At 70.0% G+C, this 15061-nt stretch carries 14 protein-coding genes; 3 read left to right on the top strand and 11 right to left on the bottom strand.

Annotated elements, in window-relative coordinates:
- The 11 genes from AC1DY2_RS05255 to AC1DY2_RS05205 form a co-directional block, all read right to left on the bottom strand.
- Positions 1-1137, bottom strand: a 1137-nt coding sequence (locus tag AC1DY2_RS05255; protein WP_476761456.1) for a Gfo/Idh/MocA family protein, incomplete at its 3' end; no start/stop codon positions are given.
- A 32-nt stretch (positions 1138-1169) separates the two neighbouring features.
- Positions 1170-1586: a C-glycoside deglycosidase beta subunit domain-containing protein gene (locus AC1DY2_RS05250; protein WP_476761454.1), complete on the bottom strand. Its 417-nt coding sequence runs from the start codon at positions 1584-1586 to the stop codon at positions 1170-1172.
- Positions 1587-1595: 9 nt separating this feature from the next.
- Complete coding sequence (locus AC1DY2_RS05245) at positions 1596-2360, bottom strand: nuclear transport factor 2 family protein (protein ID WP_476761453.1); 765 nt, start codon at positions 2358-2360, stop codon at positions 1596-1598.
- Complete coding sequence (locus tag AC1DY2_RS05240; RefSeq protein ID WP_476761452.1) at positions 2353-3393, bottom strand: sugar phosphate isomerase/epimerase family protein; 1041 nt, start codon at positions 3391-3393, stop codon at positions 2353-2355. Before AC1DY2_RS05240 ends, AC1DY2_RS05245 begins: the two co-directional genes overlap by 8 nt.
- A gap of 33 nt (positions 3394-3426) precedes the next feature.
- Positions 3427-4530 (bottom strand): sugar phosphate isomerase/epimerase family protein, encoded by a 1104-nt coding sequence (locus AC1DY2_RS05235; RefSeq protein ID WP_476761451.1) that lies wholly within the window; start codon positions 4528-4530, stop codon positions 3427-3429.
- Positions 4527-4925, bottom strand: a complete 399-nt coding sequence (locus AC1DY2_RS05230) for a C-glycoside deglycosidase beta subunit domain-containing protein (protein ID WP_476761450.1) — start codon at positions 4923-4925, stop codon at positions 4527-4529. Before AC1DY2_RS05230 ends, AC1DY2_RS05235 begins: the two co-directional genes overlap by 4 nt.
- Before the next feature lie 97 nt (positions 4926-5022).
- Entirely contained in the window at positions 5023-6573 is a 1551-nt protein-coding gene (locus AC1DY2_RS05225; RefSeq protein ID WP_476761449.1) for a GMC oxidoreductase, read from the bottom strand.
- Positions 6570-7364 carry a TIM barrel protein gene (locus tag AC1DY2_RS05220; protein ID WP_476761448.1) on the bottom strand — a complete coding sequence of 265 codons (795 nt, stop codon included), beginning with the start codon at positions 7362-7364 and terminating at the stop codon, positions 6570-6572. Before AC1DY2_RS05220 ends, AC1DY2_RS05225 begins: the two co-directional genes overlap by 4 nt.
- Before the next feature lie 17 nt (positions 7365-7381).
- Positions 7382-7756, bottom strand: coding sequence for a nuclear transport factor 2 family protein (locus AC1DY2_RS05215; RefSeq protein ID WP_476761447.1), 375 nt, complete (start codon positions 7754-7756; stop codon positions 7382-7384).
- 7 nt (positions 7757-7763) lie between these two features.
- The gene (locus AC1DY2_RS05210; protein WP_476761446.1) at positions 7764-8600 is read right to left on the bottom strand and encodes a carbohydrate ABC transporter permease; all 837 of its coding nucleotides are present in this window, start codon (positions 8598-8600) and stop codon (positions 7764-7766) included.
- 3 nt (positions 8601-8603) lie between these two features.
- The gene (locus tag AC1DY2_RS05205; protein ID WP_476761445.1) at positions 8604-9566 is read right to left on the bottom strand and encodes a carbohydrate ABC transporter permease; all 963 of its coding nucleotides are present in this window, start codon (positions 9564-9566) and stop codon (positions 8604-8606) included.
- Between the two features lie 159 nt (positions 9567-9725).
- Between AC1DY2_RS05205 and AC1DY2_RS05200 the strand changes: the two genes are divergently transcribed.
- The 3 genes from AC1DY2_RS05200 to AC1DY2_RS05190 form a co-directional block, all read left to right on the top strand.
- Positions 9726-12968 carry a glycosyl hydrolase gene (locus AC1DY2_RS05200; protein ID WP_476761455.1) on the top strand — a complete coding sequence of 1081 codons (3243 nt, stop codon included), beginning with the start codon at positions 9726-9728 and terminating at the stop codon, positions 12966-12968.
- A 148-nt stretch (positions 12969-13116) separates the two neighbouring features.
- Complete coding sequence (locus AC1DY2_RS05195) at positions 13117-14409, top strand: ABC transporter substrate-binding protein (protein ID WP_476761444.1); 1293 nt, start codon at positions 13117-13119, stop codon at positions 14407-14409.
- A gap of 88 nt (positions 14410-14497) precedes the next feature.
- Positions 14498-15061, top strand: a 564-nt coding sequence (locus AC1DY2_RS05190) for a glycoside hydrolase family 3 N-terminal domain-containing protein (RefSeq protein WP_476761443.1), incomplete at its 3' end; no start/stop codon positions are given.

The following is a 15061-nucleotide window of genomic DNA, read 5'->3' as shown; positions in this document are numbered from 1 at the left end:
CACGCGGACCCAACTCGAGTCCCGGTCGGAGCTCTGCTCCACGGCAGCGAGCACCCGCTGCACCTGGAGTCCCTCCGCGAACGTGGGATGCGGGTCGGCACCGGCGTGGATCGCCTCGACGAGATCCTTCACCTGATGGCTGAAGCCGTGCTCGTAGCCGAGCAGGTGGCCGGCCGGCCACCAGGCGGCGACATACGGATGCTCGGCCTCGGTCACGAGGATCTTCGTGAAGCCCTGGGTCGTGTGCGGCGCCGTGCGGTCGTAGAACCAGAGCGCGTTGAGGTCCTCCAGGTCGAAGGCGAGGGATCCGCGGTCACCCGAGACCTCGATCGACAGCGCGTTCTTGCGACCGGTGGCGAATCGCGTCGCCTCGAACGAGCCGAGCACGCCGCCCTCGAACCTGCCGGTGAAGATCGCGACGTCATCGACCGTGACCTCCCCGTACCCGTCCGCCGCGGTGCCCGACAGGCCCGACCCCGATCCGAGCAGCGGACGCTGCTTCACGATCGTGTCGACGACTCCCGAGACCCGCTCGAGCTTCATGCCCGTCACGAACTGCGCGAGGTCGATGGCGTGGGCGCCGATGTCGCCGAGCGCTCCCGAGCCCGCGTGCTCCTTCTGCAGCCGCCAGGCCAACGGCATCTCACGGTCGACGAGCCAGTCCTGCCGGTAGCTCGCGCGCACCTGCGCGATGCGACCGACCGCGCCCTGGGCGATCAGGTCGCGCAGGAAGGTCACGGCCGGCACGCGCCGGTAGGTGAAGCCGACCATCGCACGGATGCCGCGTGCCGCAGCCCGAGCCGCGGCATCCGCCATCGCCTCGGCCTCGGCGACCGAGTTGGCCAGCGGCTTCTCGCACAGCACGTGCTTTCCGGCCTCGAGCGCGGCGATCGCGATCTCGGCGTGGGAGTCGCCGGGGGTGACGATGTCCACGACGTCGATGTCGTCGCGCGTGATGACCTGGCGCCAGTCGGTGGCCGACTCGGACCACCCCCACTTCGTCGCGGCATCCGCCACCGAATCGGCGTTGCGACCGACGATGACCGACATCTCGACGGCCGCCGGCAGGTCGAACACGTGCGGCGCGGTGCGCCAGCCCTGCGAGTGGGCGGCGCCCATGAAGCCGTGGCCGATCATCGCGACGCGCAGCGGCCGAGCGGTGACCCCGCTCATGCCAGCACGACCTCGCGCTCGACCGGGACGCGATTGGTGACGTACCGGCCGGGGCCGCCGTCGACGCCCGGCATGATCTGCATGTAGAGCAGGCGCATCGTGAGGACCACCTCGACGGTGACCTTCTCGCCCGCAGCCGGAGCGTGCTCGAGCGGGATGACGACCTCGGGCTTGTCGGCGACGAACCAGAGCGTGTCCCACTGCTCGGGAAGCTCCTCGATGCGGTAGCTCGTGCCGTTCAACACGAACCGCAGCGCGTCCTTCGGCACCGCGACGCCGTTGACGGATGCCGCAACATCGTCGACCGCGGAGAGCCAGAGGCTGCGGTACCAGGGAAGCTGCACCGCGACGGCGATGCCGTCGGCGGTGCGACGGACGTCCTTCTCGGAGAAGAGTGAATTGTGCGTGGCCATGATCGGTCCCTACTTGAAGGTGTCTTCGAAGGTGTCGTGCGCGACCGGCGGCACCGGTTCGAGCTGCTGCACCGTCGTGGGGCTGTACGGGTGGTTCGTGGTGGGCACGGGCTCGTCGGCAGGGGGCATGAAGACCGGCGTGCCGTCGTCGCCGAAGTACATGAKGTCGAGATCGAACGCGCCCTGGTTCTTCAGCCCGAAGCCGACCCAGTTCTCCTCGAACGGCGCGCGGGCGAGCTCGTAGCAGCGGAACTTCCAGAACTTCCATTCGCCGTCCTGCTTGAGGAAGTCGATGGCGTACTTGCACCAGACCCAGTGCGCCCACACCTTCTTGCCGAGCACCTCATCACGCGAGTACATGTCGGGGAACGCCTCGGCCACCTTCGGGTCGGTCAGCCCCGACTCGGTGCCGGCCATGAGCCAGACGCCCTTGGCCGTCCGCCCATCGGCGGCGACCTCGATGACCGGGGTGGTCGTGGCGTGCAGGATGAGCTTGCCTTCGGGACTCGGGCGGTCACGGTGGTAGCGCGTCACGCTCTCCCACGTGGTGTACTGCCCGGCGTTCGTGTAGCGGGCCCGGATGCCGGGCGTGCCCTCCGCGACCCAGAGCGGGATGATCTGCTCGTCCTGGAACGCGTTGTGCAGGTACATGTAGCGGTTGAAGAGGTTCTCGACCGCTCCGCGATCCTCCGCGCGCTGCGCGAGTGCCCGGGCGGAGGCGACCTCGTCGCGCAGTGCGGCGAGTTCGGCCCGGAGTTCGGCGATCTCAGACAACGGCCTTCTCCTTCACCGTCTCCTCGATCGCACGACGCATGAGCGCGTGCTGCTGCTTGACCAGCTCGATGGGGTCCGCCTCGCCGAGGTCGGAGAACGCGTGACCCTCCCACTCGCTGGAGAGGTACCCCTGGTAGCCGCCCTCGACGAACTGGCGGACGATGCGCGGGATGTCCATCGCGGGCTCGTCGCCGTTCTCGTCGATGTCGTAGAACTTCGCGTGCACGTGGAAGATCTGCGGCATGATGTCGAGCCATTCCTCCGGCGGCACCAGGCCGTGCATGTTGAAGGCCAGCCGCGTGAACGGGCCGAAGCGCAGGAAGTCCACGCCCTCGCCCGACAGGTAGTCCTCGAACTTCTGGTTTCGCACGTGCATCGGCGTCGGCTCGTGCCAGATCTCGTCCATCACGGGGAAGTGCTTCTCGTCCATGCCCATCTGGCTGAGCGTTCGGAGCAGCGTCGGCGACAGCGAGTGCATGGTCGAGCTGAAGTCCGCGGTGAACCCGAGGCGATCGCTACCGAGCTCCTCGTACAGCTCGCGGATCTGCAGCACCTGCGGGTTGTTCGGACCTGATGGGGCGTGGATCTCGTAGCCGAGCTTCTGGTCGTACTTCTCCGCGAGCGGGAGGAGGCTGCGCAGGAGTTCCTTCCCAGCGGAACGGATGACGATCTTGCTGAAGCCGAGCGTGTTGGCGGTCTTCAGCTGCCGAGCGAGGAACTCGTGCTCCTCGTCTGGCGTCATGTCGCGGTCCTTGCGGCGCCCCATGTCGAGGTTCGTGCCGATCGCGCTGGGCTCGAGTCCGTACCGATCCATGCTGTCGCGCCAGATCCTGACGAACTCGTCGTCGACGTCGGGGTAGGTGCGCAGCATCTGGGCGATGTTGAACTCGATGCCCGGGCCGAGTCCATGATCGGCCGCTGCCTTGATGAGGGTCTCGGGCGTGTAGAGCCCCGCGGCGAACTCGGAGGTGAGCGAGTAGAGGGTGATGCCGAGCTTGATCCCGGTGCCGGCGATGCCGTGGTCTTCAGTCATTTCGATATCCCTGAGCGTGTCGAAGGGGTCGGGTCAGCCGCGGACGGGCTGCGCGAGGTGGGAGTGGAGGAGGGCGCGGGCTTCCGCGGCATCCGTGATCATGCGCGATCCCGCCGCCTCGGCGGCAGAGCGCTGCACGGCCTGCTCACCGGCGATGATCTCGAACGGGCTCTGCCAGTGGTTCCAGTGCCAGCCCTCGTACTCGCTCGAGATCGCGCCCGAGTAGCCCTGCTCGACGAGGAGCGCGATGAGGTCGCGCACAGGCACCGACGGCTCCTCGCCGTGCTCGTCGATGCCGAAGAACTTGCCGTGCACGTGGCGGATCCACGGCATGATCTCGAGCCAGTCGTCGACGCGCGCCGGCCCGAACAGGCCGGTGCCGTTGATTCCGAAGTCGATGCCGAGCTCGGGGCGCCCGTTCTGGGCGGCGAGCCCGATGAACGCGCCGAACCGCTGGCCGTGCTCGGCCTGGTCGGCGGGCGGGCCCTGCTCGTAGAACGTGTTCCACAGGTCGACGACCTTGGCGAGCAGCTCGTCGGAGGCCCCGCGCCGGCGGTACGCCTCGAGCAGCGACGGCGCGAACCCGGTGACGGTCGCTCCCCAGTCGGCGGTGAAGCCGAGGAACGGCGAGCCGACCTGCTCGTAGCGGTCCCGCAGCGCCAGGATGCGCGGGTGCGAGGCGTACTGGTCGGCGTGCACCTCGAGCGCGAGGGTGACGCCGTACTCCTCGGCGACCGGGGCGAGCTGCTCCATCGAGTCGGGCGTCAGCGAGATCTGCACGCGGGCGATCGGGAAGCCGAGCTTCGCGGCGGCCTGGATCTGGCGGCGCATGTACTCGATGAGCTCGTCCTGGTCGAGCAGGCGATCGCGGTGGATGCCGATGTCGGCGTTCACCGCGAGCGACGTGGTGACCAGTCCGACCTCGTCGACGAGGTCGCGGAACCAGCCGGCGAAGCGGTCGTCGATCTCTGGGAATCCGCGGAAGCTCGAGAAGCCGATGACCTCGAGGCCGGGCCCGTAGCCCTCGGCGGCGACCTTGCGGATGAGGCCCTCGAGGTCGTACTCGCGCCCGTGGAAGGCGCGGGTGAAGCTGTAGAGGGTGACGCCCTGGATGGGCGTTCCGAGCGTGCCGCTCATGCTGCCACCGCCTTCATGGTCTTGGAGTCGTGCTCCTCGATGTGGAGCACCTCGTTCTCGCCGATGACGATGTAGGGGATGTACAGCTTCAGGTCGACGTCGACCCGGTGCTCGGCGTCGCCGGCCTCGACGGGCACCTCGCCCGAGAGCACGGCGGAGTCGGTCGGGAACCACCACTCCCCGGTCTCGTCGACGAGCTCGTCGAAGGTGAAGGTGCGGCCGTTCATCGTCCAGCGCAGCGATTCCTCGACCGCCGGCACGCCGTCGATGCTGAGGACGGCGCCCGCGATGCAGGAGCCCGGAAGCGCGCGGTACCACGGGATGCGGACCTCGACCTCGGCGCGGCGGCCGTCGGTGGTGAGCGTGTTCGGCTCGATGATGCGATCGGGGATCACCGGGACCTCCTCGTCAAGGGCGGAATGATGCCGCCGGACTTCTTTGTCATGATTTCCTCATTCTATTGTCTGTTTTAGACATAAGCAAGACGACGGCTCATTCCGAGGCGAGTGACCTGGCGATCCGCCGGGCCCCGCGCACCGCCAGCGCGACGCTCGTGAGCGTCGGGTTGCAGGCCGTCGCGGTGGGGATCACGCCGTTGCCGGCGACGTAGACACCCGGCGCGGTCCACAGCTCACTGTCGGGCGTGCAGACGCTCTCGCCGTCGTCGGTCTCGCCCATGCGCGTCGTGCCCTGGTAGTGCAGGGATGCGCCGGGCGGCATCGTGAACGGCCGGGGATCGATGGGCTCCCCCACCGCCGCACCGAGGCGCACGATCTCCTCGCGTGCGCGCTCGATCACCGCGTGGTCGCGATCGGTGAGGCGGTAGTGGATGCGCATGGCGGGCATGCCGTAGGCGTCGGTCACGTCGTCGGCGAACTCGACCCGGTCGTCGGGTTGCAGGTCCTTCGCGCAGAACAGGCCCAGGCCGACGATCGACCCCGGCACGACGGGATCGTCGTCCGCGAGCGGCACCGGCGAGGCGTCCAGCTGCATGATCTGGCCGTGGAACGGCACGTCGTCGGTGAACGGGACCCAGCTCACCCCGCTCTGCTCGCTGAGCGCCCCGGCCGCGGCCACCTCGTCGCGGGCTCCGGCCGGCACAAGCCGTTCGGCGTCGCGGATGCGGGACGCGAACACCACCTGGGCCTGGTCGTTCAGGTAGCGGCCGAGTGCGTGCGGCCGGATGCCGGACGCCCACAGCAGCTGCGGCGTGCGGAGCGCATCGCCGGCCACCACCACGGCTCTTGAACGCACCGTGTGCGACTCTCCGGAGCGGCGATCGCGCACCGCCACGCCGGCGGCGCGTCCCGCGTCGTCGACGAGCACCCGGGTGACGAGGGACTCGTCGTGGAGTTCGAAGCCCGGATTCGCCCGGGTGGCCTCGCCGAGCACGACGTCGGAGCCCGACCACACCAGACGGCCGTCGGCACGCCGGTGGACGGCCAGCGGCATCCGCTGCACTCGCGCCGCAGGCTCACGGTCGTCGTCGACGACGGCGGCGAGGCGCTCGCGCACGACCGCACCGAACGGCGAGCCGTCGAAGGCGTCGGTCGTCACGCCGAGCAGGCGGTCGGCCTCGTCGAGCAGCTCATCGAGGTCGGGGAGGAACGCGATGCGCTCACTGCCGCCCGGACGCGGGCATGCGGCCGTCCAGTGCGCGGACATGCCGCCGACGTTGGTCGACATCGCCGCGACCGGCATGCCGTCCTCGCCGGGGAAGGCGTAGCCGTCGTCGAGGAGGAACGTGCCGGGCCGGGCCCGTCGCTCGCCGCTCTTCACGGCACCGGGCGAACTCACCGTGTCGGCGCCCGCGCCCGGGCCCTCGGAGGCACGCTGCGCCGCGGCCCGCCGCTTCGGATCCTCGATGTTCTTCACGTGCGCTCCCGGCGGGTCCGACACGGTCGGCCCGGCCTCGAACATGGCGACGGTGAGGCCGGGCGCCCCCTCACTCAGGATGCGCGCATAGGCCGCGCCGGTCGGACCGCTGCCCACGATGGCGACGTCGACCTCGGCTGGATACCGTGAGACGGGCGACGTGGTCATGCCGCCGCCGCCAACTGCTGGATGAGCTTCACCGAGTCGGCCGACGCCGTCTGCGGGTAGTACTCGAGCCCGATCGGGCCGTCGTAGCCCGAGGCGCGGAGGTCGCCGAGGCGCGCGGGCCAGTCGATGGATCCCGTGCCGGGTTCGCCGCGACCCGGCGCGTCGGCGACCTGCACGTAGCGGATCAGGTCGCCCGCATTCGCGAGTTCGGCCGCGACATCCTCGCCCTCGACCGTGGAGTGGTACAGGTCGTACAGCACTCCGAAGAACGGCGAGTCGACGCCGCGCGCGACGTAGACCGCCTCGCTCGTGCGGTCGAGCAGCGACCCGGGGTGGTCGACGCGCACGTTGACCGGTTCGAGCACCAGGGTGATGCCCGAGCCGTCGATCTGCGCCGTGGCCTTCTGGTAGATCTCGATGAGCTTGTCGAGCTGCACCTGGCGCTTCCAGCCGCCGAACCCGGTGCCGCTGCCCACGACCATGCGGGGCGTGCCCAGCTCGTGCGCGATCTCCACACCCTCGTCGAGCTTGCGGAAGAACTCCGAGTGATCCCACGGCGGGATCATGAACTGCGTCCGCGGCTCGGCGAGCTGGGCGGTCAGCTGCGTGCCGGTCTCCTCGAGGGCGGCTTTCAGGGCGGGCAGGTCCTTGGGCGTCGAGGGCGCGTCGACCCCGGTCGGGCCCCACATCTCGACGGCGGTGAAGCCGGATGCCGCAGCCGCGCGCACGCGGTCGTGGTAGTCGCCGGCCTCGGTGAAGAGGAGTTCGATGTTGGGTGCGAGCTGGTACATGGGGCGTCCTTCGGTGGTCAGAACATCGGATGGTCGTGGGCGGCATGCACGGGAACCTGCTGAAGCACGTCCCAGTGCTCGACGATCCGGCCGTCCTCGAATCGGTAGATGTCCGCGACCGCGGCGTCGGGTGCGCCGGGTCGGGAGGCTTTCACGTGCACCATCGCGAGGTCGCCGTCGACGAGGATGCGCTGCACGTCGAACCGTGCGTCGGGCGAGCCGTCGAACTTCGGCGTCAGCATCGCGATCGCCGCCCACGGGCCGTCTCCGATGGTCGGGTTGTGCTGGCGGTAGTCGTCCGCGACGTGGTCGGCGAAGGCATCCGCGACCCGCTTCTGCGTGTAGAACAGCTCCACGAACCGCTCGAAGGCGGCCCGGTTGTCCGTGGTCATCTGCCGGTCAGCCCTTGAGGCCGCCGGCGAAGCCCTGGATGAAGCGCTTCTGGGCGAACATGTAGAAGAGCAGGATCGGCACCATCGAGATGATGACGACGGCGAAGATCTTGTTCCACGCCGAGACCAGGCCGCCGACGTACGTGTACATCGCGACGGGGAGAGTCTGGGTCTCGGACCCCCCGAGGAAGATGAGCGAGTTGAAGAAGTCGTTCCAGACGATCAGGCCGGCGAGGATCGCCACCGTCCCGGTGGCGGGCGCCATGAGCGGCAGCACGACGCGGAAGAACGCCTGGGTGGGCGAGGCGCCGTCGATGACCGCCGCTTCCTCGTACTCGGTGGTCAGCCCTCGGAAGAAGCTCGCGTAGAGGAACACGGACAGCGGCAGCAGGATCGCGATCCAGAGCAGGATCATGCCGAGCGCGTTGCCGGTGAGGCCGACGCTGCGGGCACCGATGTAGAGCGGCACGGTGCCGAGCTGGGCGGGGAGGATGATCGCGATGAGCACGAGGTAGTAGGCGAGGTTGGTCCAGGCCCGGGTGCGCCGGGCGATCACGTATGCCGCGATCGAGCCGAGCAGCACGAGGCCGAGGATGGCGCCGGCGGTGATGATGACGCTGTTGAGGATGCTCATCGGGATGCTGTTGCGCCCGGTGGTCGTGAGCACCTCGACGAACGCGCCGAAGTCGACCGTCGACGGCGGCGCGACGGCGCTCGTCGTGAGGAGCTCCTCGTCGGGCTTCAGCGCGGTCACGACGAGGAGGTAGAAGGGCAGCAGTCCGATCAGGGTGACGACCCAGACGAGGACCTCGCGGAGGGCGGTGGCCTTGGTGTAGCGGAACATGGGTCAGGCCCTTCCGGTCTCGCGGTCGCGGGTGACGTACTGCTGGAGGATGGCGAACGCCAGGATGATCACGGTGAGCACCAGCGCGAGCGCCGAGCCGAAACCAAACTGGCCGAGCGAGAACGCCTGCTTGTACACCTGGGTGGCGAGCGTCTCGGTGGCGCCGGCCGGCCCACCGCCCGTGAGGGCGAGGATCTGGTCGAAGATGCGCAGGCCCTGGATGATGCCGAGGGTGGTCGCGATCGCGATCGACGGCCGGATGGCGGGGACGATGACGTACCGGAACCGCTGCCAGATGCCGGCGCCGTCGAGCGCGGCGGCCTCCTCGACCTCGATCGGCACGCTCGCCAGCCCGGCGAGGTAGATCACCATGGTGAACCCGGTCTGCTGCCAGACCACGGTGATCAGGATGGCCCAGATCGACCACGTGGGGTCGGCCAGCCAGACCTTCTGGAACTCCTCGAGACCGAGCAGGCCGAGGAAGCCGTTCAGCGGTCCGTCGAACTGGAAGATGAACTTCCACACGTAGGCGACCGCGAGCGGGCTCAGCACGACGGGCATGAACAGGAGCGTTCGCAGGATGTACCGGGACTTCAGCATCCGGTTGATGGCGAGGGCGAACAGCAGGCCGAAGACGTTCGTGAGGATGACCGCCCCGAACGCGAGGAACAGGGTGTTCACCACGGCGCCGACCATCAGCGGATCCTGGAAGATCCGCTGGAAGTTCTCCAGGCCCACGAACGCCCAGTCGCCGAGCCCCGTCCAGTCGGTGAACGCGAAGAACCCGCCGGTCAGCGTCGCGACGTAGTGCACCGCGATGACCAGGATCACGGCGGGCATCGCCCACCACCAGTGGCCGAAGCTGATCAGCGGCTTCTTGCCGCGCTTGCGCGGCGCCGGCGTGTTCCACGCCTCGGGCGGCACGGTGAGTGTGCGAGTGCTGCTCTCGTCGATCGTCACTGTCATCTGCTCTCTGACCTCGTCGTCTCGCGCCCCGGTTGCAGGTCGGGCGCCCTAGGGCAACTGTGACACACTTGCGTCGGAAAGACACATTAGTTGTCTCGATATCGCATATAAGTAGCGCCATGATCCGTCCGACGCGGCGGCTGGAAGGATTCCCCTGTGATGGAGCACGCGTCATCCGGTTCCACCGAGCCGTCCGACCGCCTCTGGGATGCCTTCGTMGACCCGCCCGACGAGGCGCGCCCACGCGCTTGGTGGCACTGGATGGACGGCAACATCGATCCCGAGGGCATCGAGCGCGACCTGCGGTGGCTCCACGCCGTCGGGGTGCGCGGTGCGCAGGTGTTCGACGGCGGGATGGGGGGTTCCCTCGTCGTTCCCGCGCCCGTGCGGCCCGGCTCGTCGGCATGGGACGAGGCCGTGCTCGCCGCGAAGCGCACCGCGTCGGACCTCGGCTTCGAACTGGCCGTCGCGACCTCGTCGGGGTGGAGTGCGGCCGGCGGCCCATGGGTGRAACCGGCCGATGCCATGAAGAAGGTGGTCTGGTCGGAGCTCGCGTTGGCCGGCGGCCGACCCGTCGAGGTGCCGCTTCCGCCCGTGCCCTCGGTGGCGGGCCTGTACCAGGACTCGCCACGCTGGGGTGCCGCGCCGGAGCACGTGCCGTGGGCCACGGACTGGCGCGTGCTCGCGTTCCCCGCCGATCCACTGCATCAGGTGCAGGCACCGGCCCGCTTCCGCGCTTCCACGCCGGTGCACGACTGGACGTGCCTCACCGACGGATCGTTCGGCCGATCGCTCGCGCTGCCGCGCGACCCCGACGGGTGGTCGACCGCGTGGATCGAGCAGGAGTTCGTCACGCCGATCACCGTTCGATCGGTCGTCGTCGGCCTGCCCGGCCCGCGCGGGTTCGGCGCAGCGCCACCCGCGACCGCGGTGCTGCAGGCGAGCGACGACGGCGAGACGTATCGAGACGTCGTCGAACTGCCGGCCGACGGCGTTCCGGCTCGCACCGCGTTGTTCCCCGCCGTCACCGCACGGTGGTTCCGGCTCGTGCTCTCGGGGTCGAGCGCCGCCGAGGCGCTCCCGCCGATCGCCCACGGCGTGCGACGCCCACCGGTGCTCCGCACCACCGACCGCTTCGAGGTCTCCGAGTTCGTGCTCCGCTCGGGCGGGCGCGTCCACCGCGCCGAGGCGAAGGCCGGGTTCGGCGTCGTCGCCGACTACTTCGCCGTGCCCACCGACCCTCGGGCCGGCGCCGGCGCGCTGCATCCAGAGACCGTCATCGACGTCAGCGAGTACGTGCACGACGGCGTGCTCCGCTGGCACGCGCCGCCGGGCGAATGGACCATCCTTCGTCTCGGCGCGTCGCTCACCGGGCAGACGAACGGGCCGGCACCGGCCGACGCCACCGGGCTCGAGGTCGACAAGCTCGACGGCGACCGGGTGCGCGCCTATCTGCGCACGCACCTCAGCCGCTTCGCCGTCGAAGACGAGCCCGGCGCGGCGKCGACGCCGCGCTTCGGCGCCCTCCTCAGCGACAGCATCGAGGCCGGCCCGCAGAACTGGACGGAGTCGATCCTCGAGCAGTTCGGACGCCGTCGGGGCTACGACCCGACGCCCTGGCTGCCCGCCCTCGCGGGCTGCCTGATGGGCGACCCCGAGGCATCCGACCGGTTCCTCTACGACTACCGCCGCACGATCGCCGAGCTCCTCGCCGACGAGTACTACGGCACGCTCGCGGCCGAGGCGCGTCAGCGGGGCATGAGCTCCTACGCCGAGGCGCTCGAGGACGGTCGGCCACAGCTCGGCGACGACCTCGCGATGCGTTCGCATGCCGACGTTCCGATGGGGGCGATGTGGACGTTCGACGCGGAGCGGGGTCCGCTTCCGACGTACGTGGCCGACCTGAAGGGCGCGTCCTCGGTCGCCCACGTGCACGGCCGGCAGTGGGTCGGCGCCGAGGCGTTCACGTCGTTCGACCGGCCGTGGTCGTGGACTCCGCACACGCTCAAGCACGTCGCCGACCTGCAACTCTCGCTCGGCGTGACCCGATTCTGCATCCACACCTCGCCGCACCAGCCGATCGCCGCTCCGCCGCCGGGGATCGCCCTCGCCCCGTTCCTCGGGCAGRCGTTCACGATCAACGAGACGTGGTCGGGCGTCGCCCGCCCGTGGATCGACTACCTCGCGCGGTGCTCGGCCCTGCTCAGCATGGGCGTGCCGGCGGTCGACGTCGCGGTCTTCATCGGGGAGGAGGCGCCGGTCACCGGCCTCTTCGGGCACGACTTCGACACCGTCGTGCCGCCCGGGTTCGACTTCGACTACGTCGGGGTCGACGCCCTCACGACCGTGCTCCGCGTCGAGGACGGTGCGGTCGTCGCCGACGGCGCCTCCTATCGCCTGCTGTACCTGGGCGGTTCGAGCGACCGGATGACGCTCCCGACGCTCCTGGCAGTGGAGCGGCTCCTCGACCACGGCGCCACCATCGTGGGCCGACGGCCGAGCGCGTCGCCATCGCTCGGCGACGATCCCGACTCGTTCGACCGCAGCTGCGACCGCATCTGGACCGCGCCGCGCGCACGAGGACGCGTGCTCGACACCTCCGACCTTCGCGAGGCGCTCGACGAGCTCGGCCTGAAGCCCGCGCTCGAGGTCGTCGGCCCGCCGCTTCGGCAGATCTCACGCGTCATCGACGGTCGACGCGTGACGTTCCTCGCGAACCCGTCCGCCGAGCCGGCCGAGGCGCGGCTCCTGGTGTCCGACCCTGCGCCGCATCTCGTGACGTGGGATCCGGTGGCGCTGCAGGTGCAGGGGCTCCCGCACGACGGGACGCCGTCGGGCGACGGCCGCAGCGCGTACCGGCTCTCGCTGCCGAGCTTCGGCTCCACGTTCGTGCTCGGCGCCGACGCGGAGCCGCCCACGCCGGCGGTCCGGTCCACGCAGCTCCGCGGGCCATGGGAGCTGCACCTGCCCGGCCGTGCCTCGACCGCGATGCCCTCGGGCCCCGCACTGTGGACGACCCTCGACGACGAAGCCCGCCGCTTCTCAGGGACAGGCGCCTACTCGGTCGGGTTCGAGCTGGCCGATGAACCGGTCGAGGGCGACCGCCATCTCGTCGACCTCGGTGTCGTGCGCGACATCGCCCGGGTGACCGTCAACGACGTCGACTGCGGCGTCGCCTGGACGGCGCCGTTCCAGGTCGACGTCACCGCGGCGCTCCGCGCAGGGGTGAACCTCATGCGCATCGAGGTCACCACGCCGTGGCGAAACCGGCTGATCGCCGAGGCAGCGGCGCCGAGCGGAGACGTCTTCGAGCCCATGACCCGGGTGTTCGAGCCGACGGCCGAGCCCCTCCCGGCGGGGCTCGCCGGCCCGGTCGTGCTCCTCGTCGAGTCCCCCGCCTGAAGGGTGCTCACGGGCAGGATCAGCGGCACTATTGCCACACATCACCAAGACTAATGTCGGAATCATGCCAATGTGTGCCACGCTGGAGGTGCGGCCAGCGGCCGAGCCGGCCCGAGGCTGGCGACAACGACGTCACGAAAGGTCCGAAATGTCACAGCACCCCGCATCCAAGCCGCTTCGGTGGTCGCTCCTCGCGGCACCCGTCGCCGGAGTGATGGTCCTCGCCGGTTGTTCCGGCGGCGGCGACACCGGCAGCACCGACGACGCATCGGGCACCGGCTTCTCCATGATGGTCGCCCAGGCCAACGACGCCGACGACTTCTACGCGCAGATGGCGAAGGCGTACACGGAGGAGACCGGCACCGAGATCGAGGTCATCCCGTACCCCTCCGAGGCGTACAACACCCAGGTCACCACCCAGTTCCAGGCGGGCAACGCGGCGGATGTCGCCATCCTCTCCCCGGGAACCGGCCAGCCGATCTCGGTGATCACCCTCGCCGACGCCGGGTTCCTCGAGCCCCTCGACGACACGTCGGCCGGCATCATCCCCGAGGGCACCGAGTCGCTCTACGAAGTGGACGGCAAGATCTACGGCCAGCCGACCGCGCTCTCCCCCGTCGGCCTGATCTGGAACCCCGCGGCCGCCGAGGAAGCGGGCATCGACGAGTTCCCGGCCACCTTCGACGACATGCTGAAGGCCTGCACGACGGCGCGCGACGCGGGGAAGAGCTTCACCGTGCTCGCCGGCTCCGTGTCGTTCAACACCGGCCTGCTCGCCCAGCTCGTCTCGGCGACCCGCGTCTACGAGGAGACCCCCGACTGGAACGAGCAGCGCGCGGCCGGCGACGTGACCTTCGCCGACAGCGACGGCTGGAAGCAGACGCTCGACGACATCGTCGCCATGAACGACGGCGGGTGCTTCCAGGACGGCGCGGCGGGCGGCACGTTCGACTCGATCACCAACGGCATCGGCGGTGGCACGTCGCTGAGCGCCGCCGTTCCCGGCTCGGCTGCGACCTCGATCAACGCCGGCGCGGGCCTCGAGACCGACGTCCAGGCGTTCCCGCCGGCCGACGACCAGGGCGACTTCATGCTGGCCTCCGCCAACTACGCGTGGGCCATCAACGCCAAGGCCGACGACGGCGCCAAGAAGTCCGCGCAGGACTTCCTCGACTGGGTCGCCGAGCCCGAGCAGGCGCAGCAGTACGCCGAGCTCTCGGGTGCGGTGCCGATCACGGGTGTCAGCGCGGACACGCTGCTCCCGGTCTACCAGCCGGTCGCCGACCTGCTCGAGTCGGGTGCCTACACCGGCCTCCCGAACGCGACGTGGCCCAACCCGGCGACCTACGACGCCCTCGGCGTCGGCGTGCAGGGCCTCCTCACCGGCCAGAAGACGGTCGAGGCGGTCCTCGAGGACATGGACGCCGCCTGGGACCAGTAGGACCCGTTCCTCGATCGGCTGCCGTCCGGAGCTTCGCGCCCCGGGCGGCAGCCGCATTCCCGCCCCGACCACGAAGGACCACCGCCACATGACGCCGACCCGCCGCATCCGGATGCTCCTCGATGAGCTCACCTGGGCCGAGAAGCTCGGCCAGCTGCAGATCGTGTTCCGACCGCAGCAGGCCGCAGCGGCGCAGCTCGTGCGCGACGGCATCGGCTCGGTGTTCTGGCCGCGCACGGCGGCCGCGACGAATGCCCTGCAGCGTATCGCGGTCGAGGAGACCCGGCTCGGCATCCCCGTGCTGGTCGGGCTCGACGTCATCCACGGGCACCGCACGATCGCGCCGGTGCCCCTCGCGCAGGCTGCGAGCTTCGATCCACGGCTGGTGGAGGATCTCGCCCGCCTCGCGGCCGCCGAAGCGCGCTCCGCCGGGGTGACGTGGACGTTCTCGCCGATGGTCGACGTGTCCCGCGATCCGAGGTGGGGCCGCGTGGTCGAGGGCTTCGGCGAGGACGTGCACCTCACCGCCGAGCTCGGCCGCGCGATGGTGCGCGGCTACCAGGGCGCGTCGCTCGCGGCATCCGATGCCATCGCCGCGACCGCCAAGCACTTCGTCGCCTACGGGCAACCCGAGGGCGGCCGGGACTACGAC

This window comes from Agromyces sp. P1_H4, assembly GCF_056405255.1.
This window is presented reverse-complemented; position numbering and strand designations above follow the sequence as displayed.

Bases quoted from the DNA above. Each gene is read 5' to 3' on its own strand.
- AC1DY2_RS05250 (WP_476761454.1), bottom strand. From the start codon at position 1,586: ATGGCCACGCACAATTCACTCTTCTCCGAGAAGGACGTCCGTCGCACC.
- AC1DY2_RS05240 (WP_476761452.1), bottom strand. From the start codon at position 3,393: ATGACTGAAGACCACGGCATCGCCGGCACCGGGATCAAGCTCGGCATC.
- AC1DY2_RS05235 (WP_476761451.1), bottom strand. From the start codon at position 4,530: ATGAGCGGCACGCTCGGAACGCCCATCCAGGGCGTCACCCTCTACAGC.
- AC1DY2_RS05225 (WP_476761449.1), bottom strand. From the start codon at position 6,573: ATGACCACGTCGCCCGTCTCACGGTATCCAGCCGAGGTCGACGTCGCC.
- AC1DY2_RS05220 (WP_476761448.1), bottom strand. From the start codon at position 7,364: ATGTACCAGCTCGCACCCAACATCGAACTCCTCTTCACCGAGGCCGGC.
- AC1DY2_RS05215 (WP_476761447.1), bottom strand. From the start codon at position 7,756: ATGACCACGGACAACCGGGCCGCCTTCGAGCGGTTCGTGGAGCTGTTC.
- AC1DY2_RS05210 (WP_476761446.1), bottom strand. From the start codon at position 8,600: ATGTTCCGCTACACCAAGGCCACCGCCCTCCGCGAGGTCCTCGTCTGG.
- AC1DY2_RS05205 (WP_476761445.1), bottom strand. From the start codon at position 9,566: ATGACAGTGACGATCGACGAGAGCAGCACTCGCACACTCACCGTGCCG.
- AC1DY2_RS05195 (WP_476761444.1), top strand. From the start codon at position 13,117: ATGTCACAGCACCCCGCATCCAAGCCGCTTCGGTGGTCGCTCCTCGCG.